This is a genomic window from Massilia aurea (genome assembly GCF_040790145.1).
In the GTDB taxonomy this organism is placed as follows: Bacteria; Pseudomonadota; Gammaproteobacteria; order Burkholderiales; family Burkholderiaceae_D; genus Telluria; species Telluria aurea_C.
The window spans coordinates 609,304-632,823 of the sequence record NZ_JBFMMP010000001.1 but is presented as its reverse complement, the minus strand read 5'-3'; the positions used below and the strand labels follow the sequence as shown (position 1 = coordinate 632,823).

Genomic DNA, 23,520 nt, shown 5'->3' with positions numbered 1-23,520 from the left:
GATTTTTTTTACCCGGAGATTTCCTTGTCAACCCTGCCACTCCTGCTGCTGTTTGCACTACTCGGCGCCGCCGTCTGGACGGATGCGCGCGTGCGCCGCATCCCGAATGCCGTCGTGTTCCCGGGCATGCTGGCCGCGTTCGCGCTGCATGCACTGCTGCCGGCTGGGGCAGGATTGTTCAGTACACCAGTTGGCGGCCTCGGCATCCTGGCTTCGCTCGGCGGCTTCGCCCTGGGCCTGGCCCTGCTGCTGCCGATGTACGCGCTGCGCCTGATGGGCGCCGGCGACGTCAAGCTGCTGGCGATGGTGGGCGCCTTTGTCGGCGCCGGCCAGATTCTCACCGTTGGCCTGGTCACGCTGGTGGCCGGCGGCGTGCTGGCGCTGGTGTTCGCGGCCTGGCAGCGCAATCTGCGCCGCCTGGTCGCCAATGCCTACCACATGGCGCTGCACACGACCTTCTCGGCGCTGGCCGGCTCGGTCGCCGCGCCCACCGTGCCACCTGAAGCCGCCAGCGGCCGCCTGCCGTATGCGATCGCGATTGCGACCGCTACCATCGGCTGCGTGCTGTGGCTGCGTGTTCACGGGGAGCTGCCACTGTGAGCCTCGCCCTGCTTGCACCGTCGAATGCCCGCGCGCCACGCACGGTCGACGACACCGGCTTGCCGTTTCTGTTCCTGGCCGAGTTGCTGGGCAAAATACTGTTCCAGCGCGGTCAGATGCGCCTGGCCGAACTGGCCGCGCACACCAAACTCAATGTCAGCGTCATCGATCCGTTGATCGCGTTCCTGCGCGCCGAGAAGCTGTGCGAAGTCGCGCGCATCGGCAACAGCGGCACCGACGCCGACTTGTGCTACATCCTCACCGAAGCCGGCCGCGCGCGTGCCCAGGCCGCGCTTGGCCGCAATGCCTACGCCGGCCCGGCGCCCGTCACGCTGGCGGCCTACGTCGCCCAGGTCAAGGCGCAAAGCGTGGCCAATATGCAGGTCACGCGCAGCGCCATGGCGGCGGCGTTCGACGGCGTCGTTGTCAATCCGGTGGTGCTCGACCAGATCGGCGCCGGCATGAATTCGGGCCGCGCCCTGTTCTTGCATGGCGCGGCCGGCAGCGGCAAGACCTACCTGGCCGAGCGCCTGCGCGATCTGCTGGTGGGCACGATCGCCGTGCCGCATGCGCTGATGGTCGATGGCGAAGTCATTCCTTTCTTCGACAATGTGCAGCATCGGGTGACAGAACAGACGCTGGCAGAAGCGCCGGGGTTCGATCGCGGCAGCGCGCCCGACATGCGCTGGATCCGCAGCATCCGGCGCCCGGCGGCGCTGGCTGGCGGCGAACTCACGCTCGACATGCTCGACTTGCGTTTTGATCCGCACACCCGCCTGTACCAGGCGCCGCCGCACCTCAAATCGAACAACGGCATCTTCATCATCGACGACCTTGGGCGCCAGCGCTGCACGCCGGACGCCCTGATGAACCGCTGGATCGTGCCGATGGACCGCAACGTCGATTACCTCACGCTGCACACCGGCCACACGTTCCAGGTGCCGTTCGACGTGATCGTGGTGTTTTCGTCGAACTTCGTGCCGCAGCGCCTGTCGGACGGCGCGTTCCTGCGCCGCCTCGGCTACAAGATCGAGGTGCCTGCTGCCTCGACCGACGAATACACGCGCCTGTTCCGCCAGGCCTGCGAGAGCATCGGCGTGGCGTTCGACGACGCGGCGTTCGACTACCTGCTGGCGTGCCACCGCGAGCGCGGCGTGCCGCTGCTGGCGTGCTATCCGCGCGACCTGATGCGCCAGTTGCGCGATCTGGCGCGCTACGAAGACCGCGCGCCGGAACTGTCGCGCCGCACCCTGGACTGGGCCTGGGATAACTATTTTGCCGCGGGCGCCCCAGGCCGTCCCGCATCACAAGAACGCCGCGAACGCGGCACGACGGAGTATGAACATGCGTAATTCGAGAGCGATCCTGATCATCGGCGTGGCGCTGGTGCTGGCCCTTGGCGCCGTGGTACTGGCAGCCAAGTGGATGGGCGAGCAGGGCCCGGCCGGCACCCGCGTGGTGGTCGCCGCCGCCGACATCGGGCAGGGTGCGCGCATCCTGCCGGCCAGCCTGCAACTGACCGACTGGCCGACCGGCTCGGTGCCGCCGGGCGCAATCACCGACATCAAGCTGCTCGAAGGCCGCATCGCCCGTGGCGAGATCGCGCGCGGCGAGCCGGTGCTCGAATCGAAGCTGGCGCCGGCCGGCACCCTTGGCGGCCTGTCGGCGGTGGTGGCCAGCGGCAAGCGCGCCATGACCGTGCGCGTCAACGACGTCGTCGGCGTGGCCGGCTTCGCACTGCCTGGCAACTACGTCGACATCCTCGTCAACCTGGCCCCGACCAACAGCGACCTGGCGCAGAACGCCGGTTCGATCTCGAAGATCGTGCTGGAACGGATCCTGGTGCTGGCCGTGGCGCAGGAATCGGCGGTGGACGACACCAAGCCGCGCGTCGTCAATGCCGTCACGCTGGAGCTCACGCCGGATCAAGTGGAAAAGCTCGACCTGGCCCGCTCGATCGGCTCGCTGTCGCTGGTGCTGCGCAACCAGGTCGAAGCGCAACCGGCCAATACCACCGGCGCCACGCGTGAATCGGTGCTCGGCCTGCCGGCAGCGGTCGCGCCAGCACGTGAACCTGCACAGCAGGCAGCACCACGTACCGCATCTCCTGCACCACGTCAGCCAAGCGCGCCGCGCGATGGTGTCCTGGTGATCCGCGGCCTGGACGCCGCTTCGCAAAGCTTTTGATTGAAGAATCCGTCATGAAAACACTGACCCACAAGACCCTGCTGGCCTGCGCCGTTGCGCTGTCGTTCGACGCCAGCGCCGCCAACAAGGCGGTCGACGTCGCACCGGCGGCATCGGCCGACTGCATCGACCTGCGCGGCGGCGCCAACCAGCGGCTCGAACTGATGCGCGGTAAATCCGTGCTCAAGCGCTTCTGCACCCCGGCCGGCGCGGTCATGGTGGGCGACCCGAAAGTGGCCAACGTCGTGGTCCCGGGCGCAAGCGAAGTCGTGATCGTGGCGCGCAGCGTCGGCAGCACGAACCTGATCGTCTCCGGACGCGACAAGCGCTCAACCGTGATCGACCTGGACGTGGCAATTGACACCTCGTCGCTGCGCGCCCAGTTCGATGCGCTGTTTCCTGGTGAGCGCGATATCCGCATCGGCGCCAGCGGCAATGCCGTGGTGTTGTCGGGCATGGTCAGCGACGTCGGCGTGGCCAGCCAGCTGGTGGACCTGGCCACCGCGTTCCAGGAAAGCGCCGTGCCGGCAGCCGGCGCTGGCGCCGATGCAGGCGCAGGCAGCCCGTCGCCGCTGTCGGTCGGCGCGCCGGCGAGTGCCGCCGGTGCAGGCTCCGCGACCGCTGCGAAAGTGCTGAACATGCTGTCGATCGCCGCGCCCCAGCAGGTCATGCTGGAAGTGAAGATCGCCGAGATCTCGAAGTCGCTCGTCGACCAGCTGGGCGCCAAGGCAGGCTTCTCCAAGACCAACGGCAACTGGACCTACGCCGCTGTCTCGAGCCTGCTCAGTGGCGGCGCCGGTACCATCGGCGCCGTGGGCACCGGCATCAAGGAACTGACCATCGACGGTGAAAAGCGCGATGGCCTGGTCAAGATCCTGGCCGAGCCGAACGTGATGGCGATCAGCGGGCAAGAGGCGAGTTTCCTCGCCGGCGGCAAGATCTTCATCCCGGTGGCGCAGAATTCTGTCGGCGGCGCGGGCCTGATCACGTTGGAAGAAAAAGAGTATGGCGTGGCCGTCAAGTTCACGCCGACCGTGCTGCCGGGCGGGCGCATCAACCTGCGCGTGGCGCCGGAAGTATCGGAACTCAACCGCGAAGGCATCGGCATCAGCACGCCGGGCTCGAGCAACAGCGCTACCGCGATCCTGCCGTCGTTTACGACGCGCCGCGCCGCGACCACGGTGCAGCTGCAAGATGGCCAGAGCTTCGCCATTGGTGGCCTGATCCGCAACAACGTCACCAGCACCATCACGCGCTTCCCGTTCCTGGGCGATGTCCCTGTGCTCGGCACGTTATTCCGCAGCAGCGACTTCCAGAACGACCGCACCGAACTGGTGTTCATCGTGACGCCGCGCCTGGCCAAGCCGATGCAGAACGCCCCGGCGCTGCCGACCGACGGCTACGTGCAGCCAACCCGCGCCCAGTTCCTGCTCGGCGGCCAGCTCGAAGGCCGCGCCGCCCCAGCCGCTCAAGAGAAATGATCATGAAACCACTCACTACCATTGTCGCCCTGTCGTGCCTCATCGTGCTGGGCGGCTGCGCCACCCGCACGCCTTCCGGTACCGGCAGCACCGTACGCGCCATCATGGCCAGCCAGATCATCGCGCCCGAGGCAGCGCAGACGCGCCCGGGCAGCGATGCCGGCACCGCCATCCTCGCCTACAAGAATTATCAGGGCTCGTTCGCGGCGCCCGCGCCGCAGGTCGAGATCTCGGTCTTCGGCGGCAAGAAGTAAGGACGGCACCATGAAAATCGCAGTCTTATCGCGCGACGAGCGCCACCTGATCGAGCTGTCGCGCCAGTTGCGCGCACGGCCCGGCAGCGACGAAGTCGACATGATCGCCGGCACCCCGGCGCGCCTGTCGACCATGGCCGACGACGCCATTCCCGACCTGCTGGTGGTCGACCAGCCGCGCGCCGATGAAGGTGACCTCGACCAGCTCGAGCGGCTGGGCCACCTGTTCCCGCGCATGGCGTTCATCGTGTTGTCTGGCGACCTGTCGCAGGACTTTCTGCTGCGCGCGATGCGCGCCGGCGTGCGTGAAGTGCTGTCGGCCACCCCGAGCGCGGCCGAACTGTCCAAGGCCGTCGACCACGTGGCCGAGAAGTTCGGCAGCCAGGGCGCGGCGCAGGGCAAGGTGCTGGCCTTCATCTCGTGCAAGGGCGGCAGCGGCGCGACCTTCCTGGCCACCAACCTGGCGTATGCCTTGTCGGCCAGCGGCGCCAAGCGCGTGGCGATGATCGACATGAATTTGCAGTTCGGCGACGCGTCGCTGTTTGTTTCGGACAGCAAGCCGCTGGCCACGCTGTCGGATGTGGCGACGCAGATCCACCGGCTCGATCCGTCGTTCCTGTCGTCGAGCATGGTCGCCGTGACGCCGAACTTCAGCGTGCTGGCCGCGCCATCGGACCCGGCCCACGCCAGCGACGTGAAACCCGAACACATCGACGCGATCATCAAGCTGGCGCGCCGCCAGTATGATTTCATCGTGCTCGACGTGGCCCGCAGCCTGGACCCGGTGACCATCCGCGCGCTCGACCACGCCGACACGATCTACCCGGTGCTGCAAACGACGCTGCCGTACATCCGCGACGGCAAGCGCCTGCTCACCGTGTTCCGCAATCTGGAGTACGGCGACGACAAGGTCGAGATCGTCGTCAACCGCCATGACAACAACAGCGACATCAAGCTCAAGGATCTCGAGCAAGCCTTCGATACGACGCACCTGCGCACGATGCCGAACCACTATGACGCGGCGGCCAAGTCGGTGAACCATGGCGTGCCGATCACGCGCCTGGCGCCGGAAAGCCCATTGAGCGCGGCGCTGATGACGATGGCCCGCAGCCAGACCGGGGAGTCGGCGCCCGAAGCGACGGCCGGCATGATGTCGCGCCTGTTCAAACGGCGCAAGACCGACGTATGACCGATGATTCGTCCAAGGAGAGTCAAGCCATGAACATGATACCTTCCGCTTCCCTGCGCGAGCGCCTCGGCGGCGCCCTCAGTACCAGCGCGACCACGACGTCGAGTGCGCCGACGCGCGCCACCACCGGCAGCCCGGCGCCGCGCGCGGGGGCCGTACGCGGTGGCCCGATCGACAACCGCGCCTACCACCAGCTCAAGGCCCGCATCCACGAGGCGCTGCTCGACCGCATCGACCTGGAAAGCATGCAGCGCCTGAACCCGGACCAGATCCGGCAAGAGCTGCGCCTGCTGGTAGAACGCCTGCTCGAAGAAGAAATGGTCGTCATCAACGATGCCGAGCGCAAGATGCTCACGCGCGACATCCAGAACGAGATGCTGGGTTTCGGCCCGCTCGAGCCTCTGCTGGAAGATCCGACCGTCTCGGACATCCTGGTCAATACGCACAAGCAGGTGTACGTGGAACGGCGCGGCAAGCTCGAACTGACCGACGTGACCTTCACTGACGAAGCCCACCTGATGAAGATCATCGACAAGATCGTCTCGCGCGTGGGCCGCCGCATCGACGAGTCGAGCCCGATGGTCGATGCGCGCCTGCCGGACGGCTCGCGCGTGAACGCGATCATTCCGCCGCTGGCGATCGATGGCGCGGTGATGTCGATCCGGCGCTTCTCGGCCGATCCGCTGCGCCTGGCCGATCTGGTTGCCTACGGCAGCATGACGGCTGACATGGCCGAAGTGCTGCAGGGCCTGGGCAAGGCCAAGGTCAATATCGTGATCTCGGGCGGCACCGGCTCGGGCAAGACGACGATGCTCAATGTGATCTCGGGCTTCATCAGCCATTCCGAGCGCGTCGTGACGGTGGAAGACGCGGCCGAACTGCAGCTGCAGCAGCCGCACGTGGTGCGCCTGGAGACGCGGCCGGCCAATATCGAAGGCAGGGGTGAAGTCACCCAGCGCGCGCTGGTCAAGAACGCGCTGCGCATGCGGCCCGACCGCATCATCCTGGGCGAAGTGCGCGGCGAAGAGGCAATGGACATGCTGGGCGCGATGAACACCGGCCACGAAGGCTCGATGGCGACACTGCACGCGAACACGCCGCGCGAAGCGCTCACGCGCCTGGAAAACATGATCAGCATGGCTGCGCCGAACCTGCCGCCCAAGGCCATGCGCCAGCAGATCGCGTCCGCCGTCGGCGTCGTGGTCCAGGTGTCGCGCCTGACCGACGGCAAGCGCAAGGTGCTGTCGATCTCGGAAGTGACGGGCATGGAAGGGGAGGTCATCACGATGCAGGAGATCTTCACGTTCAAGCAGACCGGCGTGGCCGAAGACGGCACCGTGCTGGGCCACTCGACCGCCACCGGCGTGCGGCCGCACTTCGCCGAGCGCCTGCGCACCTTCGGCGTGAACCTGGCGCCGCACATCTTCGAGCCGCGCTAGGACAATCGGCATGGTTACCACCTTCATCCTGTTCATCCTGCTGCTGTTCGTCGCCGTCATGCTGCTGGTGTGGGGCGTGTACACGGCCTGGCAGGCGAACAACAACCCGGAAGCCGAGCGCGTCGCGCGCCGCCTGCGCAGTGTGATCGGCCGCGAAACCCGCGAGCTCGATGTCACCATCGTCAAGGAGCGGCGCCTGTCCGACAACCCGGACCTTGAACCGCTGCTGCGCCGCCTGCCCGGCGTGCGCCGTCTCGACCGCATGCTGGTGCAGGCGGGCAGTGCGCAGAAGGTCGCGTCGCTGCTGTGCGTGTGCCTGGCGTTTGCCTGCGCCGGGATCGTGGCGGCGTTGCTCATGCGCCTGCCTTTGCTCGGCGTGCTGGGCTGCATGTTGCTGGCCGCCTGGCTGCCGCTGCTGCGCCTGACGCGTGCGCGCGACGCCCGCATGGTGCGTTTCGAGCGCCAGTTGCCCGAGGCGCTCGACATGATGAGCCGCGCGATGCGCGCTGGCCATGCGTTTCCGACGGCGCTCAAGCTCGTGGCCGACGAAGTCGCGGCGCCCTTGGGCGAAGAATTTAAGACCGCGTTCGACGAGGTCAATTTCGGCGTGTCGATGGGCGACGCGCTGAACAACCTGGCGCAGCGCGTGCCGAGCATGGACTTGCAGTACTTCGTCGTCGCGGTGCTGATCCAGCGCGAGAGCGGCGGCAATCTCACCGAGCTTCTCACGTCGATTTCCAACATCATCCGCGACCGCCACAAGCTGGCCGGGCAGGTGCGGGTGCTGTCGGCCGAGGGCCGGATCTCGGCCTGGGTGCTGTGCCTGTTGCCGTTCGGCGCTGGCGGCATGATGGCGCTGGCCAATCCCGAAACGATGGGCGTGCTGATCAACGATCCGATCGGCCGCCAGTTGAGCGCCGCGGCGCTGGGCATGATGGGTTTTGGGGTGCTGGCGATCCGCAAGATCGTGCGCATCCGGATGTAACGGAAAGAACACGACCATGACCATGGCAAAAATACTCATGCTGGCAGCGATGTTCCTGCTGGTGTTCGGCGGCGCCGTCGTGGCCTTGCTGCTGCTCACGCGCGACCCCGTCAAGGCGCGCCTGGTGGCGCTGAACGAACGCGATGCGCCGAAGGTGCGGCGCGGAGACGGCTGGCGCGAGCGGCTGGCCGATTTCGCCGAGCCGCTGGCCAAGCTGTCGGTGCCGGCCGAAGGCTGGGAAACGTCGCCCCTGCGGCTACGCTTCATCAACGCCGGATGGCGCGCACCATCGGCCCCGGGCCTGTATCACGCGGGCAAGTCCGTGCTGACGATCGGCCTGCCGTTGGTGGTCTGGATCGCACTGCCGCACCACAGCAACCGGCCACTGGCGTTGACGTTCCTGTTCCTGGTCAGCGCGGCCAGCATCGGCTACTACCTGCCGGGCATCATCCTCAAGCGCCGCATCGCCAACCGCCAGCGCGACATTTTCGAAGGCTTTCCCGACGCGCTCGACCTGATGACGGTGTGCGTCGAGGCGGGCCTGGCGATGGATGCGGCGCTGGCGCGCGTGGGGGGCGAGATCGGCCTGAAAAGCCCGGTGCTGGCCGACGAGCTGCAATTGGTGACGCTGGAATTGCGCGCGGGCAGCGCCAAGGAAAAGGCGCTGCGCAACCTGGCGCTGCGCACCGGCGTGGAAGACGTCGACGCGCTGGTCAAGATGCTGATCCAGGCCGAGCGCTTCGGTACCAGTGTCGGCACGGCGCTGCGCGTGCAGTCGGAACAACTGCGCACCCGCCGGCGCCAACTGGTGGAAGAGAAGGCCGCGCAAATCGCTACCAAGCTGTTGTTTCCATTGATTTTCTGTATTTTTCCGGCGTTGCTGGTGGTGTTGCTGGGGCCAGCGGTGATCCAGATTTTTCGGGCGATTACGCCGGTGGCTGGCGGTTGAACCCGTTGTGGCGTGGATGCCACGCATGTTCGCTCCGGGAATCGGGAAGGGCTTATGGAACGAACGATAACGGATTTATTGATTCCCTAGGGCAAGCGTAAAGGATGGTTATTGAACTGGAACGAGGCGTGGCAGATAGTTGATTCGTGAATGACGCTTATCATGGATCACAATTTGATTTCTATCTGAGAGGGCGCATACTAGCTTCATACCAGATCAAACACACAGGAAGAAAACCATGACCACCTTGTCCCTTCGCCCGTCGTTCGCTGCCCAACTGTCCGCTTTGGTCAGCACCGCCTTCAATTTCGTGCGTGAAGTCAAGGCCGCTCCAGCCGCCGCCCGCACCACCGGCAGCGCCGATGTCTGGGCCCTGTACCGCATGACCCGCGGCGCCGACGCGGTCTCGCCGGCAGTCGCCCGTCGCCTGGCATCGCACGCCAAGTCGAACTGATGTAGTTTGCCCGGGCTCGCTCCCGGGATTGACAAGACGCCCTGCATGACGCGGGGCGTTTGTCGTTTACGGGCCCACTATCAGGTTTTACATCACGCCGTCCGATTGCTGCGCTCCAGGCCGCGAGGGTCCCCATCGGTTGAAGCTTCGTCCGGTATGGGTAACTGGCAAATCCGAGGTCAACCCAAGCGATCCATACATTGACGGCCGCACATTGTGCGCGCACAATGTGCGTATCATTTATTTGGATGGATTTCTCATGCCGTGGAAGTACACATACCCGAACGCCGTCGCAACTGAGACTGATACGAATACCAGGTTCGACGTAAAAGTAGGACGTGGGGCGGCCTCCATGGACGACGTTGAACTGACACCGCAAGTGTCCTCGAAACACAAGTTCGACGACGTCGCAATGCAGAGATTACGGGCTGAGTTCTGGGGAATTCTTCAACAAAATCAGAGACGCGTCGCCATGCAACACCTTATCGATAGCAAGTTCGGTGGGTATACCATGCAGGCATCCATTGCGATCCAGCGTATTTCAAAGAAGTCGGTAGCACATCGCACCATCCAGGCATGGCTCATGGACCCAGGTGCACTCAGCAGCCGAAACTGTCCGGAATGGGCAGTTATTGCACTCAAGGCATTTGTTGATGATCCGGCGAACGACGAATACCTCAAGAGCTGTGAACGGATGGCAAAGAGCACGGCATCCTACATGCCTCACTCGACCGCGGTCGACGTCAAGTACGGTGTCAAATACGCGACCAGCGCGATCGTCAGTGACGAAACGCGGCGAAAGGCGTGGTGCGAAGCGAGCTTGGTTGCGTTGCCCCACATGATCAGCAAGTTCGAGAACACAACCGAGCGTCACCTGGAACATCTGGACCACCACGTGCATGCGATGTGGCGAGCGTTGCGTGAGGCTACCGACTTCGAGGACTACAGGAAACGTGTCCTTGATGAGGTAAGTGACAAAGAAACTGCAAATATGATTATTCGAAATACTCGGCGCGCTATCGAGGAGGGAGCCGATGAATTCCCGAACTATTGAGAACCGACGAGAAGCAGCGTTGCGCAAGTCGTGTGAGGTGATGCGACAACGAAGTTGACGCCTGCGACTTCCAGGCGGAACCCGTCGAACGCTTGCCCGTCTGAGGGCTGCTCGGTGGCGCCTACAGGCGACTTTCCGGATCGGTACGGCGCTCGATGGGATCGCCCTCTTCGAAGCCCGCGACGAACAACATCAGCAAGTCGCCCGCGACCTTTTGATGCCCGGCCTCGAGTAAATCATTGGCGATTTTCGCTAGCGCGACCGGGTTGGCCTCGCCGTCCCTGACGTCGATCGCATGTCTGGCTACCTTGCCGAGCTGAAACGCCAACTCGGCAACTGTCGTATTTTCTGTACTGCTCATTGGTTGTCTCTCATCGTGGTCGCGCCGTCATGCGCGCTGGGGGCTGGCGCAGGCCGAACATGTTCAAGGGGCGCAGCATAGCAGGTTGCCGGTGAAGGACGTCACGCGTGTCACGAACGGCTGGCAGAGAGCCGGACAGGTTACCCGGGAATATCAATGCTGACGCCGGCCTGTTGCCCGTGGCCGGGACCGACTGATACCAGGCGCTCTGCAACGACGTTACCCCGCAGTCGAGCCGCTACCAGTTCAGCGCATTCACGCGTCCGCCCGACGACCACGATACCGCTCCAGCAGCCACGCCACGATCCCCGGCACCAGCGACAGCACGATAATCCCGAGAATGACCGCAGTCAGGTTGTCATTGACCCACTTGATATTGCCGAAAATGTAGCCGGCAACTGTCAGCGACACGACCCACAAGGTCCCGCCGGCGACGTTGTAGGCCAGGAAAGTCCGATACCGCATGCTGCCCAGCGCGGCGACGAACGGCGCCAGCGTGCGCACGATCGGGACATAGCGCGCCAGCACGATGGTCTTGGGGCCGTGGCGCTGGAAGAAGCGCTCGGTATGCGCGATATGTTCGTCCTTGATGAGACGGAACCGGTAACCACGCTTGACGCGTTCGCGAAACGCGCTGCCGATGGCAAAGTTGACGATGTCGCCGGCCACCGCCGCGACGATCAGGAGCGGCATCAGGATCTCCAGCGACAACATGCCTTTCGCGGCAAGGGCGCCGGTGACGAACAGGAGCGAATCGCCCGGCAGGAACGGCATCACGACCACCCCCGTTTCAACGAAGATCACCGCGAACAGCAGCACGTAGACAAGTAACTGATATTCGGCCGCCAGTACGGCGAGGTGGCGATCAAGGTGGAGGAACCAGTCGAGCAGGGTCGTGAGCATATCGTTATTTTCCATGAACATCGGGGACAGGTCCGCCATTGTAAGCCTCAGCACGGATGAGTGAGCGGCGGATGTCGATGTTGGCCAACCTGGTTCGTCGTCAGAATGGTAAGGTCCATCCACACCACGTTTGAACTGGAGATACCGTGAATCAGCAAATCATCATCAATTTGCCCGTCCAGAACCTGGAAAAATCGAAAGGCTTCTTCACGTCGCTCGGCTACGGCCTGGATTCGCAAGTGAGCAGCGAGGACGTGGCAATGGTCATTATTGCGCAGGACCGCATCCACGTCATGCTGACCACCGAGCGCTTCTTTCAATCGCTGATCGACAAGCCGATGATGTCGGCCAGGCAGGCCAACGAACTGGTGCTGTGCCTGTCCTGCGAGAGCCGCGAGGAACTTCACGGCCTGATCGCCAAGGCGTCGGCCGCCGGCGCCCGCATTCCCCATCCGCCCGAGGACCACGGCTTCATGCTTGACCAGGGCTTCGAAGATCTGGACGGCCACCTGTGGAACCTGGTGTGGATGGCGGCTGACGGTCGAGGCTGATTGTCAGTGACTGTCAATCACTGTCAGTGATGGTCAGCGGATCAGGTCGTGTCCGAATGTCAGACCTGACACCGGCTGTGACACCGGCTGTTACTCTTCCTGGAACTCGTCCGAGCGGCAGAACAGATCCCAGGCTGCAATGAACAGGGCGGCAATCACCGGCCCGATCACGAACCCGTTCAGGCCGAACAGCGCCATGCCGCCCAGCGTCGACAGCAGGATCACGTAGTCAGGCAGCTTGGTATCCTTGCCCACCAGGATCGGGCGCAGGATATTGTCGACCAGGCCAATGACCAGCACGCCGTACGCGGCCAGCACCACGCCTTGCCAGATATCGCCCGTTACCAGGAAATAGATCGCCACCGGCGCCCACACGAGCGCCGCGCCGATGGCCGGCAGCAGCGACAGGAATGCCATCACCACGCCCCACAGCAGCGGGCCGGACACGTCCAGCAGCCAGAAGATGAAGCCGCCCAGTGCGCCTTGCGCAATCGCCACCAGCACATTGCCTTTGACGGTGGCGCGGATCACGGTCGTGAAGTTCTGGAACAAGCGACCCTTGTACTCGATGCTCAGTGGCACGGCGCGCTGGATGCGGGCGGCCAGGATGCGCCCGTCGCGCAGCAGGAAGAACAGCAGGTACAGCATGATCGTCATGCTGACCACGAAGTCGAGCGTATTGCGGCCGATATTCAGGGCGTACGTGGCCGCGGCCTGGCTGATCTGGGCTGCGAATTCGGTGATCTTGGTCTGCAGCGACGCCAGGTTGGTCAGTTCATTGCGTTCAAGGATCGAAATCGCCCAGTCCGGCAAGGCGCGCATCACGATCTGGAAATAGCCCGCGAAATCGATCTGGCCGCTGCTGACCATCGTATAAATGCCGGCGACCTGGTCGACCAGCGACGCCGTGATCAGTGCCAGGGGCAGCAGCACCATCAGCACGATGATCAGCAGCGAGAGCAGGGCGGCGACCGTCGGCTTGCCCTTGGTCACGCGCAGCAGCTTCGACTGCAGCGGCGCGAAGATGATGGCGAACACGACGCCCCAGAACACGGCGCCCGAATACGGTAGCAGGATCCAGAAGAACGCAATCGTGACAAGCGTCAGCAGGAGCAGGAATGAATTCTGCGGGAGGGTAAATTGCTTCATTGAATGCGCATATGAAAAGGTTAATGTTGCTCGATGATACGCCAAGAGCGTCAACACACCCCCGCGCGCACGACCGATGTCTGTGCGCCGCGTCTGGAATAGCTGGCAATGTCGCCGTTGGCCCATCTGTGGCTAACTGACCACAAAGTCATTTCAATTGTGCGCGTTGGCAAACTGGCATCTTGCGATAATGCCCGGGTTGCCACGTCGAGACACAGTCTGGCGGGCACTGCCTTTACTTATCTACCCGGAGAAATCATGTCCCGTAATGCCCCATGCACCGCCACGCCTTCCCTGAACATCACCGTCGCCCGCGCGCTCAAAGGCGCGATCCTGATTGGCGCGGCAGCAGCCGGCATGGCACAGGCGCAGCAGTCGCCAGCGCTTGACCGCGTGAGCGTGTCGGCCGGTGCGTTCTACACAGAGCCTGAAATCCACCTGGGCGGCGACACCCGCTATGGCCGTGTCGATACGCCGGACGCAGACCTCGACCACGCCACCCTGCCGCGCGTGAAGGCCGAAGTGCTGATCGGCGACAGCCACGGCCTGTCGTTCGATTATTTCCGATTCAGCAAAGGCTACGGTACCGACCTCGCTGGCGACACCGTGTATGAAGGCCGTCCGGTCAGCGGTTCGCTGCGTGCCGACGCCAAGCTGCGCCTCGAATTGGCGCGCCTGTCGTACAAGCTGTGGTTCGGCAAAGAGAAAAATGCCTTCGGCGTCGGCCTGGGTGCGGCGCACCTGCGCGCCAAGATTTCCGGTTCGGCTTCGGCCAATGTCAGCAGCACGGCGCCGGTCGAGAGCTACTCGTGGAGCGGTTCGGCATCGGCCAGCGAAGCCGTGTGGGCGCCAACGGTCGAACTGGCATGGCGCCACGCGCTGAACGACCAGGTTCGGCTGTACGCAGAAGCGGCTGGCGTGAAGAAGAACGGCGGCAATATCGAAGGCCATATCTATAACGGCGCCGTTGGCGTCGAATACTTCCCGCTCAAGAATGTCGGCCTGGTGCTCGATTACGGCATCCAGAAAATCGACCTGCACCGCAATGGCGAACGCACTGCCGACCTTGACCTGAAACTAACCGGCCCATCGGCTTACCTCAAGGTTCGCTTCTGATCCCCCTGCGTTCACGATTGAACGACGCGGTCCGTTGCTCTCGGTCATAATACATAGTGTAAAAGCACTGGTGTAAGGGGAGTGGGTGAAAACGGATCAACTGATCGCGTGTCATGACTGTGGCAGCCTGTACCACTGGCGACCGCTGGCCGCCTGTGAGCGCGCCAGCTGCACCCGTTGCCAGCACGAGTTGTACCGCTGGCACAAAGGCAGCCCGGCGCGCCAGGCCGAGGTGCTTGCCGCACTGACGCTGGGCGCCGTATTGGTCTTTTTGCTGGCGCAGTGGTTCCCCATTGTCACGCTCGAGATGGGCGGCATGCTCTCTGGCGCCACGCTGTACCAGGCGGTTGGCGTGCTGTGGGGCGCGGGAGACCAGGTCATCGCGGCCATGGTCTTTTTTTGCGCCATCGTTTTCCCCGGTATCGAACTGGGCTCGCTGTTGTATGTCGCCCTGGGCCTGACCCGGGGCATGCGCGTGCCTGGCTTTAATCTGGTACTGCGCACCGTGCAGGGCGCGCGCCATTGGGCGATGACCGAAGTGCTCATGATCGGCATCCTCATCACCGTGATCAAGATGACCAGCCTGGCGCGCGTCGAGCCGCATCCTGCGCTGTTCGCGTTCGGCGTGCTCACGATCCTGTGCGCGCTGGTCATGCGCTATGAGCCGAAAGCGTTGTGGGCGCTGGCCGATCGACTGGCGCCGCTGCGCAAGTCGGATCCTGCGCGGCAAACGACTACCATTGCCGAGGCCGACTCTGTACTGGTCTCGTGCACCGCCTGCGGCCTGGTCAATCACACCTGCCCGTCACGCGACGGCACCGATCGCTGCGCCCGCTGCAGCGCGGCGCTGCATCGCCGGATTCCCCACAGCGTTGGCTGGACCTGGGCCATGCTGCTGGCCGCCACGCTGCTCTACATTCCCGCCAATATGCTGCCCGTGATGTACACCCGTTCGATCGGCGGCACCGAGGGCGACACCATCATGAGCGGCGTCGTGCTGTTCTGGAACACCGGCTCGAAAGGCCTGGCCATCATCATTTTCGTGGCCAGCATCGTGGTGCCGGTGTCGAAACTGGCCGCGCTGGCGTGGCTCAATGCTACCGCGCAGGCGCGCTCGCACGCGGCGCCGATGGCGCGTACGCGCGCGTATCGCGCCATTGAATTCGTCGGCCGCTGGTCGATGCTGGATATTTTCGTGGTTGCCCTGACCGTGGCGCTGGTGCGCTTCGACGCGCTGGTGGTGATCACGGCAGGGCCGGGCGCGATCGCGTTTGGCTGCGTGGTGATCGTGACGATGGTCGCGTCCCACCAGTTCGACCCGCGCCTGATCTGGGACCCTATTGAATCGAACGGAGAGCAACATGTCTGAACAGGACGGCGCAAGACCGCCGGAACCACCCGTGGGCCCAACGGCGCCCCTCGCTGCCTCGCCCTCGGTCGACCGCCCCAGCCGCTGGCTGCCATCGCTGATCTGGATGATCCCCGTGCTGGCCGCCCTGATCGGCGCCTGGCAGGTCGTCAGCTGGGTTACCAACAAAGGCGCGACTGTCTACGTGTATTTCGCCAGCGGCGAAGGGCTCGAGGCGGGCCAGACCAGGGTCAAATACAAGGACGTCGACATCGGCCGCGTGGTCTCGGTCACGCTCGGCGAAGACGGTAACCGCGTCGTCGCCAAGATCGAGATGGCGAAAGAAGCCGACCGCTTCACGGCCGTCGACTCGCGCTTCTGGGTCGTGCGACCGCAGATCGGCGCCAGCGGCGTCTCGGGCCTGGGCACGCTGCTGTCGGGCCCCTACATCGGCGCGGCGCCCGGCGCCAAGGAAGAAACCACCAACAGCTTTACCGGCCTGGAAACGGCGCCGCCGATCCCGATCGGCCTGAAGGGCCGCGAATACAAGCTGCACGCCGAGACGCTTGGCTCGGTGGCGCCCGGGTCGCCCGTGTACTTCAAGCGCGTGCGCGTGGGCCAGGTGGCGTCGGTCGCGCTGGACAAGGCCGGTCAGGGCATCGACATGTCAGTGTTCGTCGAGCAGCCGTATACTGGCCTGGTCGGACCGGACACGCGCTGGTGGCATGCCAGCGGCGTCGATCTGCGGCTCGACGCCAGCGGCCTGAAACTCAATACCCAGTCGCTGGCGGCGCTGGCCACCGGCGGCATCGCCTTTGAATCGGTCGATGGGCGCAAGCCCGTGACCCCGGCGCCGGTCGGCACGCGCTTCGTGCTGTCCGAAGATCGCGCCGAGGCGCTGCGTCCGCCCGACGGACCGGCGGTGACGGCCGTGCTGTACTTTGACCAGTCGCTGCGTGGCCTGTCGCCGGGCGCGGTGGTCGACTTCCGTGGCGTGGCACTGGGTGAAGTGCGCGCCGTCGGCATCGAGTTCGATCGCGAACGTCAAAAATTCACGATGCCGATCACTGTTGACCTGTATCCGGGACGGCTGGGCAAAGGCTTCATGGCGGCGATGGAGCGCGAAGACGGCGGCCAGCGCGCGCTCACCGCGATGGTGGGCCGCGGGCTGCGCGCGCAGCTGCGCAACGGTAACCTCTTGACCGGCCAGCTGTATATCGCACTCGACTTCTTCCCGAACGCGCGCAAGGCGACGGTCGCAGCGCAGGGCGAGCTGCTGGTGTTGCCAACCATCCCGGGTCAGCTCGACGAGCTGCAAAGCCAGATCTCGCGCATTGCCGGCAAACTCGACAAGATCCCGTTCGATGAAATCGGCGTGAACCTGAACCGCACGCTGGTGCAGGCCAACGCCACGCTCGCGCGCATCGATGGCAAGGTGCTGCCCGAAATGCAAGAGACACTCACTGCCGCCAAGGCCACCTTCGCCAACGCCGAAAGCGTGCTGGCGCAGGATGCACCGCTGCAGTCCGATCTGCGCCGGGCGCTGCAATCGGTGACCGACACGATGGCCAAGGTCGAGGCACTGGCCGATTATCTCGAACGCAATCCGCAGTCGCTCATTCGCGGCAAACCCCAGGAGAAAAAGGAATGACGCTGTTTATCCATGTGCGCCGCGCATTGACGGGCGCGGCGCTGGCGGTCCCGCTGCTGCTGGCCGGGTGCGCCAGCACGCCGACCGACCAGTTCTATACCCTGAGCGGCGGCGCGGCGACCGTGGTGCCGCCGGCAGCGGCAAGCGCGCCACTGTTCTTCGAGATGCGGCCGGTGACAATCCCGGCCTCGGTGCGTCGTCCGCAACTGATGGTGGCGGGCGAGGCGGGCACGATCGAGATGCGCGAACACCATCGCTGGGCGGGACCGCTGGCCGATGAAATCACCACCGGGCTGTCGCTCGGGATCGCGGCGGACCTGGGTGGCGTGGACGTCTACCGCAACCCGGCGCCGGCCGGCAGCGCGCTGTATCGCATCGGCGCGAACATCCAGCGCTTCGAGTCGAAAGAGGGCGACTATGCCCTGATCGACGCGGTGTGGAACGTGCGCAAGGTCGATGGCGGCTCGGTGCAGACCTGCCGCAGCGTGTTCCAGGAAAAGGTGGGGCCGGGTTACGAGGCGCTGGTGGCTGGGCACCGGGCCGCGCTGGCCAAATTGGCCACGGCGATTGCTGCCGGTGTGCGCAGCCAGGTCGCTGGCGGCGCGCCGGCCTGCGCGGCCGGGGCACGATAAAATGCCGGCATCGGTCAAGGCCGTTCAGTTAGTCTAAGAACCGTCATCCCCGCGTAGGCGGGGATCCAAGTCAGTTGCACTGCCACCGCGATACGCTCTTGAGGAGTGCTTAAAACTTGGATCCCCGCCTGCGCGGGGATGACGTTTATCGAGCTACGGGATCAGGCGTTCGGCCCGCAGGCGCGTGAACAGGTCGAAGAACGACGCGTCCGTCGCCTGGAAAGCCGTGAAGCCCAGGCGGCGGCTGTTGGCCATGTCGGTCATGACTTCCAGCGGCCGGCCCAGATCGAGGTCGGTATGCCAGGCCGAGGCCAGGCGATCGAGGTCGGCTTCGACCAGGCCGTGGCGGGCCGCGATCTCGCGCCACAGCGGGGCATCGTCTGCCATCGCTGCTTCCAGCGGCTGCACCGTGCCGTTGAAACCGGCTGCCTGCACGCCGAAGAATTCGGCCAGTCTCGGCCACAACCAGCTCCAGCGGAACACGTCGCCATTGACGATGTTGAAGGCTTCGTTGCGCGCCGCGTCGGTGTCGGCGGCCCACACCAGCTGTCTGGCCAGCATGCGTGCGTCGGTCACGTCCGACAAGCCGTTCCACTGCGCGCTGGAACCGGGGAACTGGAACGGGCGGCCCGTCTCCTTGCAGATCGTCGCGTACACGGCCAGCGTGGTGCCCAGGTTCATCGCATTGCCGACGGCCTGGCCGATGACGGTGTGCGGGCGGTGGATCGTCCAGGTGAACCGGTCGCGCTCGGCGGCAGCGTAGACCTCATCCTCTTGCGCGTAATAGAAATTCTCGAGCGGCAGGCGCGGTTGCGATTCGCGCAGCGGCGTGTCGGGTAGCGTGCCCGAGCTGGCGTACGCCTCGAACGGGCCCAGGTAATGCTTCAGGCCCGTCACCAGCGCCACATGGCGCACGCTCTTTTGCGGTGCCAGGGCGTCCAGCAGGTTGCGCACGAGCGCGGCGTTGACGCGAATGTTGTCGCTTTCGGTATCCTGGCGCATCCAGGTGGTGATGAACACGTGGGTCGGGGCGACGCCTTTCAATGCGGCGTTCAGCGCGGCCGCATCGAGCAGGTCGGCGGCGATATGGCGCACTTGTGGCAGATCGCGCGGCGCGCGGCGCGACAGGCCAACGACATCCCAGCCTTGCGCCAGCAGTTCGCGGGCGGCGTGGTTGCCGCCAATGCCGGTGACGCCGACGACGAGTGCGGTTCGTTTCATGGTTTGACTCCTGAGTTGACGATTGTCGTCCATTCTACTGCGCACGATTGACATGCGTGGCTGATGGCCGTCGGCTGGCTCGGAACGCAATTCAGAGCTCGCCCCTGTTTAACGTTGACTGCGCCATAAAAAAAGGGGCGCTGCATCGCTGCAGCGCCCCTTTCATTTTTTACCGCATCAAATCATCAGAAGCGGTAGCGCAGCGTCAGCGACGTGTTGCGTGGCGCGCCGTAGGTGAACTGGTTGTAGGCGGCGAACATCGCGAACGTTTTCTTGTCGGTGGCGTTGTTGACATTCAGCTGGGCCGACCACTGCTTGGTGAACTCGTAGCGCGCCATCAGGTTGACCAGCGCGTACGATTCCTGTTCCATGCGGCCGTCGATACCCGGGGCCACGGTCGCATCGACCGTGTAGGTACTGCCTTCCCAGTTGACGCCGCCGCCGACGGTCAGCTTGTTCCAGTCGCCCGGCAGGCGGTAGCTGGCAAAGGCGCGCAGCGTCTTGCGTGGGTAGATCGAGTTGAAATCGACGCCGGTTGCATCCTTGGCGCGGAAGATCGAGTAGCCGACGCTGGCGTTCAGGCCAGAGATGATTTCGCCCGAGACGTCCAGTTCAATACCCTTGCTGGTCGCGCCCTGGGCGGCGCGGTAGTAGCTTTCTTCGAGCAGCGGACCGGCACCGTCGCGGTCGATGCGGCCGGCGGCCTGGCCCAGGTTGTCCTGCTTCAGGTGGAACACGGCCAGCGACGCGTTCACGCGGCGGTCGAAGAATTCGCCCTTGATACCGGCTTCATTGGCCTTGCCCTCGATCGGATCGAGCAGGTTGCCCGCCAGGTCTTTCAGGTTTTGTGGCTGGAAGATGCTGGTGTGGCTGGCGTACAGCGAATAGGTGTCGTTCAGGTCGAACACCAGACCAGCGTACGGCGTGATTTCATTGTCGTACTTGAGCGAATATGCCGCTGTGTACAGGCCGCCGCCTTCTTTCTCGTACTTGGTCACGCGCGCGCCGACGACCGCCTTGAGGCGGTCGGTCAGCGAGAAGCGGGCCATGCCGTACAGGCCTTGCTGGGTGGTTTCGCTGCCTTCATAGAACGCTTGCGGGCCGAACGTCGGGGTCGGGTACGACGCCGGGTTCCAATTGTTGAAGTCGGCCACGGTCGTATCAGCAGTCCCGTAGTCTGCTGAACGATTGTTCGAATTGAAATCGGTCTTGGCGTGCAGGTAGCCGAAGGCGGCTTCGTGCTGGCGATCACCCAGCGTGAACTTGCCGCTGGTGTGCACGCCAAAGTCCTTCTGTTTGGTCTGGATCACGTACGAACCCGTGAAGGCGCCCAGGCCGGCACCGGTCACGCGATCAGGCACACCCGACAGGTACAGCAGGCGCGAGTCGCCGTCGCGGGTGGCGTCGGTGTAGGTCAGGCGCAGGTTCCAGCCGTTGGCGAAGCGGTGTTCGTAGTCGGCGAAGAAATTGTCGTACTGGTTTTCGTAGCCGGCCCATGGGGTGGCGGTGGTTTTCGAGCGATCATAATTAATGATCGAACCGTCGGTATAGCGGTATGGAAGGCCGCCCCACATCGAGCCGCGCGGGCTCATTTTCTGGCGCGAGAAGCCGGTCGAGAAGGTGCCGTCGCGGCCGATGTCGGCTTCGACGGTGGCGTACACGGTGCGGTCCTTGTTTTCGAGGTATTGCACCCAGCTGTCGCCGGCGCTGTATTCGGCCACGGCGCGGCCGCGGATGCTGCCTGACTCGTTCAGCGGCGTCGAGACGTCGGCCATGATGCGGCGCTTGTCCCAGCGGCCGACGGTGGCTTCGACGGTGGCGTCGAGTTTCTTGCTGAAGGCGCGCTTGCGCACCAGGTTCAGCGCGGCCGACGGGGTGCCGGCGCCAGTCATCAGGCCGGTGGCGCCGCGCACGACTTCGACGCGGTCGTACAGGGCCAGGCTGCCCAGCACTTCACCGGCGCTCCAGGCGGCGTCCCAGGTGGTCGGGATATTGTCGATCTGCAGATTGGTCACTTCGAAACCACGCGCGGTGAAGCTGGCGCGGTGGGTTTCATACTGGTTGACCGAGACGCCGGTGACGTTGTTGGCCACGTCGGTGATGGTGAGCAGGCCCTGGTCTTCGATGCGCTGCTGGGTGATGACCGAGACCGACTGCGGCGTGTCGCGCAGCGACATGTCCAGTGGCGTGGCGGTGCGGGTGCGGCCGATGGTGTACGAGCCGACGGCGTCGCCGAGTTTTTGCGCCTGCACTTGCACCTGCGGCATTGACGTCGTGCCGGCATCGGTGGACTGGGCCTGGGCGACCAACGGGAGCGCAAGGCTCACGCAAACCGTCAGTTGTTTCAAGTTAAGACGCCCGGCAGGGCTGACCAGCTTATCCATCGTTTTTCCTGTTGTTCGTGTCGTTGTTACGGAAGGCCAGCGCTCAGTTTGTCTAGGGCCAGCCTGGGTCATATCGCTATGAGCCGGTAATGATAACTATTCTCATCTGATTGTGTCAACCTGTGTGTTGACGAGCAGAAGCGTTACCCATCGCTGCCGAGCCTTTAATTGTGCACGTGTATGGATAATGATGACAGTGGAAGTGCTGTTTGACAGCCAGCGGGTTGGCTATCCTCGGTGTTCCAAACAACACATCACAAGGATTCGCGATGGACCAACCAGCATTCTTCGCCACGCCGGGCTACGGTGACACGATGCGCGAGACGATGCATTACTCGCAGGCCGTCAAGATCGGCAACCGCGTCGAGATATCCGGCCAGGGCGGCTGGGACAATGACTTCGCCTTCCCCGAGCGGCTCGAAGACGAAATCGCGCAGGCGTTCGCGAACGTCGAGCGCACGCTGGCGACGGCGGGTGCGAGCTGGCAGGATGTCGTGCACGTGAACTCGTATCACATCGGCTTCCCGCCTGAAACCAATGAGACGATGGTCAGGCTGTTCCGCCAGTACATGCCGCAGAACAAGCCGATCTGGACCGAAACGGGCGTCACGGCGCTGGGCAACCCCCATATGCGCGTGGAGATCCGTGTCACGGCCATCATTGCCTGACGCTGGACAAGTCGGCTAATCGGGCCTGAAGGTCGCGATCAGCCAGTCGACGAACACCTGCAGCCGGGCGCTCTGGTGGCGGCTGGTCGGATACAGGATGTGGAAGGGCATCGACGGCTGGTCCCATTCCGGCAGCAGCCGCACCAGCTCGCCGCGCGCGATATACGGGTGCGCCACGCGCGCGAAATGCTGGCCGACGCCCATGCCCGCGCGCAGCAAGGCCAGCAAGCCATTACTGTCGTTGGTCGACAGGGCGCCTGCATCGATGTCGATGCGCGTATCGCCCGCCTCGAACACGAGGGGATTCGGTTTGCTGTTCGCGGTGAAGAAATAGCCCAGGCACACATGATTAGCCAGTTCGGCAGGCGAGGCTGGCGTGCCCATGCGCGCCAGGTAGGACGGCGCGGCGCAGGTGACATACGGCAGGTCGAGCAGCTTGCGCCCGACCATCGACAGCTCGTCGATCGCGCCGGCGCGAATCACGCAATCGACGCCTTCGCCGACGATATTGACCGGCCGGTCGCTGATGCCCAGGGCGATCGTGATGTCGGGGTAGGCGCGCCGGAAGTCGGCCAGGGCAGGAATCAACAGCGCCGTGGCGAACGCCGCTGGGGCGTCGATCCGCAGGTGGCCACGCGGCTTGCGCCGCCCGCCGCCCATCGCGTGGTCCATTGCGTCGAGCTCGGCCAGCAGGCGTGTGGCGTGCTGGTGATATTCCAGGCCGTCCGCGGTGGCAGCCACCGTGCGCGTCGTGCGGTGCAGCAGCTTGTTGCCCAGGTGCGCTTCCAGATCGCCGACCAGCTTGCTGACGCTGGAACGGGGCAAGTCCAGCCCGTTCGCTGCGCGGCTGAACGAGCCGGTATCGACGACGCGCACAAAGGCGCGCATTGCCAGCAGTTGGTTCATGGGCGCAGCGACGGTATCGCGTCAAGAAAGTTGGATTA

At 64.4% G+C, this 23,520-nt stretch carries 23 protein-coding genes; 17 read left to right on the top strand and 6 right to left on the bottom strand.

All coding sequences use genetic code 11. The features are described 5' to 3' along the window. Nucleotides 1-24 precede the first annotated feature (24 nt). The 11 genes from AB2N08_RS02685 to AB2N08_RS02635 all read left to right on the top strand — a co-directional run bounded on the left by AB2N08_RS02685 (nucleotide 25) and on the right by AB2N08_RS02635 (nucleotide 10,592). A complete protein-coding gene (locus AB2N08_RS02685) occupies nucleotides 25-600 on the top strand; it encodes an A24 family peptidase (RefSeq protein WP_367609061.1) in 576 nt (191 codons plus the stop codon). Continuing rightward, nucleotides 597-1,952: an ATP-binding protein gene (locus AB2N08_RS02680; RefSeq protein ID WP_367609060.1), complete on the top strand. Its 1,356-nt coding sequence runs from the start codon at nucleotides 597-599 to the stop codon at nucleotides 1,950-1,952. The genes AB2N08_RS02685 and AB2N08_RS02680 overlap by 4 nt, the downstream gene beginning before the upstream one ends. Further along, nucleotides 1,945-2,787, top strand: coding sequence for a Flp pilus assembly protein CpaB (gene cpaB / locus AB2N08_RS02675; protein WP_367609059.1), 843 nt, complete (start codon nucleotides 1,945-1,947; stop codon nucleotides 2,785-2,787). The genes AB2N08_RS02680 and cpaB overlap by 8 nt, the downstream gene beginning before the upstream one ends. 14 nt (nucleotides 2,788-2,801) lie before the next feature. After that, on the top strand, nucleotides 2,802-4,268 hold the full coding sequence (locus AB2N08_RS02670) for a type II and III secretion system protein family protein (protein ID WP_367609058.1): 1,467 nt from the start codon (nucleotides 2,802-2,804) through the stop codon (nucleotides 4,266-4,268). A 2-nt stretch (nucleotides 4,269-4,270) separates the two neighbouring features. Then, nucleotides 4,271-4,522, top strand: coding sequence for a hypothetical protein (locus AB2N08_RS02665; protein WP_367609057.1), 252 nt, complete (start codon nucleotides 4,271-4,273; stop codon nucleotides 4,520-4,522). Between the two features lie 10 nt (nucleotides 4,523-4,532). Then, nucleotides 4,533-5,711 carry an AAA family ATPase gene (locus AB2N08_RS02660; protein ID WP_367609056.1) on the top strand — a complete coding sequence of 393 codons (1,179 nt, stop codon included), beginning with the start codon at nucleotides 4,533-4,535 and terminating at the stop codon, nucleotides 5,709-5,711. A gap of 35 nt (nucleotides 5,712-5,746) precedes the next feature. Beyond that, on the top strand, nucleotides 5,747-7,150 hold the full coding sequence (locus tag AB2N08_RS02655; protein ID WP_370662395.1) for a CpaF family protein: 1,404 nt from the start codon (nucleotides 5,747-5,749) through the stop codon (nucleotides 7,148-7,150). 10 nt (nucleotides 7,151-7,160) lie between these two features. Next, a complete protein-coding gene (locus tag AB2N08_RS02650) occupies nucleotides 7,161-8,135 on the top strand; it encodes a type II secretion system F family protein (protein WP_367609054.1) in 975 nt (324 codons plus the stop codon). A gap of 16 nt (nucleotides 8,136-8,151) precedes the next feature. Continuing rightward, nucleotides 8,152-9,084: a type II secretion system F family protein gene (locus AB2N08_RS02645; RefSeq protein WP_367609053.1), complete on the top strand. Its 933-nt coding sequence runs from the start codon at nucleotides 8,152-8,154 to the stop codon at nucleotides 9,082-9,084. A gap of 238 nt (nucleotides 9,085-9,322) precedes the next feature. Next, the gene (locus AB2N08_RS02640; protein WP_367609052.1) at nucleotides 9,323-9,538 is read left to right on the top strand and encodes a hypothetical protein; all 216 of its coding nucleotides are present in this window, start codon (nucleotides 9,323-9,325) and stop codon (nucleotides 9,536-9,538) included. Nucleotides 9,539-9,890: 352 nt separating this feature from the next. Beyond that, the gene (locus AB2N08_RS02635; protein ID WP_367609051.1) at nucleotides 9,891-10,592 is read left to right on the top strand and encodes a hypothetical protein; all 702 of its coding nucleotides are present in this window, start codon (nucleotides 9,891-9,893) and stop codon (nucleotides 10,590-10,592) included. 121 nt (nucleotides 10,593-10,713) lie between these two features. Here the strand turns inward: AB2N08_RS02635 and AB2N08_RS02630 are convergent, their stop codons facing one another. Next, nucleotides 10,714-10,953: a hypothetical protein gene (locus AB2N08_RS02630; RefSeq protein ID WP_367609050.1), complete on the bottom strand. Its 240-nt coding sequence runs from the start codon at nucleotides 10,951-10,953 to the stop codon at nucleotides 10,714-10,716. A 255-nt stretch (nucleotides 10,954-11,208) separates the two neighbouring features. After that, the gene (locus tag AB2N08_RS02625) at nucleotides 11,209-11,895 is read right to left on the bottom strand and encodes a VTT domain-containing protein (RefSeq protein ID WP_367609049.1); all 687 of its coding nucleotides are present in this window, start codon (nucleotides 11,893-11,895) and stop codon (nucleotides 11,209-11,211) included. A gap of 107 nt (nucleotides 11,896-12,002) precedes the next feature. Here AB2N08_RS02625 and AB2N08_RS02620 point away from each other — a divergent pair, with 107 nt between their 5' ends. Continuing rightward, a complete protein-coding gene (locus AB2N08_RS02620; RefSeq protein WP_367609048.1) occupies nucleotides 12,003-12,407 on the top strand; it encodes a VOC family protein in 405 nt (134 codons plus the stop codon). Between the two features lie 90 nt (nucleotides 12,408-12,497). Here the strand turns inward: AB2N08_RS02620 and AB2N08_RS02615 are convergent, their stop codons facing one another. Then, nucleotides 12,498-13,556, bottom strand: a complete 1,059-nt coding sequence (locus AB2N08_RS02615; protein WP_367609047.1) for an AI-2E family transporter — start codon at nucleotides 13,554-13,556, stop codon at nucleotides 12,498-12,500. A 258-nt stretch (nucleotides 13,557-13,814) separates the two neighbouring features. On the opposite strand from AB2N08_RS02615, the gene AB2N08_RS02610 reads away from it, so the two are divergent. The 4 genes from AB2N08_RS02610 (at nucleotide 13,815) to AB2N08_RS02595 (ending at nucleotide 18,303) form a co-directional block, all read left to right on the top strand. Next, the gene (locus tag AB2N08_RS02610; protein WP_367609046.1) at nucleotides 13,815-14,672 is read left to right on the top strand and encodes a hypothetical protein; all 858 of its coding nucleotides are present in this window, start codon (nucleotides 13,815-13,817) and stop codon (nucleotides 14,670-14,672) included. An 85-nt stretch (nucleotides 14,673-14,757) separates the two neighbouring features. After that, the gene (locus AB2N08_RS02605; protein ID WP_367609045.1) at nucleotides 14,758-16,041 is read left to right on the top strand and encodes a paraquat-inducible protein A; all 1,284 of its coding nucleotides are present in this window, start codon (nucleotides 14,758-14,760) and stop codon (nucleotides 16,039-16,041) included. Then, nucleotides 16,034-17,671 carry a PqiB family protein gene (locus AB2N08_RS02600; protein WP_367609044.1) on the top strand — a complete coding sequence of 546 codons (1,638 nt, stop codon included), beginning with the start codon at nucleotides 16,034-16,036 and terminating at the stop codon, nucleotides 17,669-17,671. The genes AB2N08_RS02605 and AB2N08_RS02600 overlap by 8 nt, the downstream gene beginning before the upstream one ends. Further along, nucleotides 17,668-18,303 carry a PqiC family protein gene (locus AB2N08_RS02595; protein ID WP_367609043.1) on the top strand — a complete coding sequence of 212 codons (636 nt, stop codon included), beginning with the start codon at nucleotides 17,668-17,670 and terminating at the stop codon, nucleotides 18,301-18,303. Before AB2N08_RS02600 ends, AB2N08_RS02595 begins: the two co-directional genes overlap by 4 nt. A 153-nt stretch (nucleotides 18,304-18,456) precedes the next feature. Here the strand turns inward: AB2N08_RS02595 and AB2N08_RS02590 are convergent, their stop codons facing one another. After that, the gene (locus tag AB2N08_RS02590) at nucleotides 18,457-19,524 is read right to left on the bottom strand and encodes an SDR family oxidoreductase (RefSeq protein WP_367609042.1); all 1,068 of its coding nucleotides are present in this window, start codon (nucleotides 19,522-19,524) and stop codon (nucleotides 18,457-18,459) included. Between the two features lie 185 nt (nucleotides 19,525-19,709). Then, the gene (locus tag AB2N08_RS02585) at nucleotides 19,710-21,851 is read right to left on the bottom strand and encodes a TonB-dependent siderophore receptor (protein ID WP_367609041.1); all 2,142 of its coding nucleotides are present in this window, start codon (nucleotides 21,849-21,851) and stop codon (nucleotides 19,710-19,712) included. A gap of 326 nt (nucleotides 21,852-22,177) precedes the next feature. Between AB2N08_RS02585 and AB2N08_RS02580 the strand changes: the two genes are divergently transcribed. Beyond that, nucleotides 22,178-22,576 (top strand): RidA family protein, encoded by a 399-nt coding sequence (locus AB2N08_RS02580; protein WP_367609040.1) that lies wholly within the window; start codon nucleotides 22,178-22,180, stop codon nucleotides 22,574-22,576. A 15-nt stretch (nucleotides 22,577-22,591) separates the two neighbouring features. Here the strand turns inward: AB2N08_RS02580 and AB2N08_RS02575 are convergent, their stop codons facing one another. Beyond that, nucleotides 22,592-23,482, bottom strand: coding sequence for a LysR substrate-binding domain-containing protein (locus AB2N08_RS02575; RefSeq protein WP_367609039.1), 891 nt, complete (start codon nucleotides 23,480-23,482; stop codon nucleotides 22,592-22,594). Nucleotides 23,483-23,520: the final 38 nt, after the last annotated feature.

Coding starts and splice junctions, on each gene's coding strand:
- AB2N08_RS02615 (WP_367609047.1), bottom strand. CDS start 13,556: ATGAAGCAATTTACCCTCCCGCAGAATTCATTCCTGCTCCTGCTGACG.
- AB2N08_RS02590 (WP_367609042.1), bottom strand. CDS start 19,524: ATGAAACGAACCGCACTCGTCGTCGGCGTCACCGGCATTGGCGGCAAC.
- AB2N08_RS02575 (WP_367609039.1), bottom strand. CDS start 23,482: ATGAACCAACTGCTGGCAATGCGCGCCTTTGTGCGCGTCGTCGATACC.
- AB2N08_RS02630 (WP_367609050.1), bottom strand. CDS start 10,953: ATGAGCAGTACAGAAAATACGACAGTTGCCGAGTTGGCGTTTCAGCTC.
- AB2N08_RS02645 (WP_367609053.1), top strand. CDS start 8,152: ATGACCATGGCAAAAATACTCATGCTGGCAGCGATGTTCCTGCTGGTG.
- AB2N08_RS02655 (WP_370662395.1), top strand. CDS start 5,747: ATGATACCTTCCGCTTCCCTGCGCGAGCGCCTCGGCGGCGCCCTCAGT.
- AB2N08_RS02600 (WP_367609044.1), top strand. CDS start 16,034: ATGTCTGAACAGGACGGCGCAAGACCGCCGGAACCACCCGTGGGCCCA.
- AB2N08_RS02650 (WP_367609054.1), top strand. CDS start 7,161: ATGGTTACCACCTTCATCCTGTTCATCCTGCTGCTGTTCGTCGCCGTC.
- AB2N08_RS02625 (WP_367609049.1), bottom strand. CDS start 11,895: ATGGCGGACCTGTCCCCGATGTTCATGGAAAATAACGATATGCTCACG.
- AB2N08_RS02660 (WP_367609056.1), top strand. CDS start 4,533: ATGAAAATCGCAGTCTTATCGCGCGACGAGCGCCACCTGATCGAGCTG.
- AB2N08_RS02610 (WP_367609046.1), top strand. CDS start 13,815: ATGTCCCGTAATGCCCCATGCACCGCCACGCCTTCCCTGAACATCACC.
- AB2N08_RS02580 (WP_367609040.1), top strand. CDS start 22,178: ATGGACCAACCAGCATTCTTCGCCACGCCGGGCTACGGTGACACGATG.
- cpaB (WP_367609059.1), top strand. CDS start 1,945: ATGCGTAATTCGAGAGCGATCCTGATCATCGGCGTGGCGCTGGTGCTG.
- AB2N08_RS02665 (WP_367609057.1), top strand. CDS start 4,271: ATGAAACCACTCACTACCATTGTCGCCCTGTCGTGCCTCATCGTGCTG.
- AB2N08_RS02640 (WP_367609052.1), top strand. CDS start 9,323: ATGACCACCTTGTCCCTTCGCCCGTCGTTCGCTGCCCAACTGTCCGCT.
- AB2N08_RS02670 (WP_367609058.1), top strand. CDS start 2,802: ATGAAAACACTGACCCACAAGACCCTGCTGGCCTGCGCCGTTGCGCTG.
- AB2N08_RS02635 (WP_367609051.1), top strand. CDS start 9,891: ATGGACGACGTTGAACTGACACCGCAAGTGTCCTCGAAACACAAGTTC.
- AB2N08_RS02595 (WP_367609043.1), top strand. CDS start 17,668: ATGACGCTGTTTATCCATGTGCGCCGCGCATTGACGGGCGCGGCGCTG.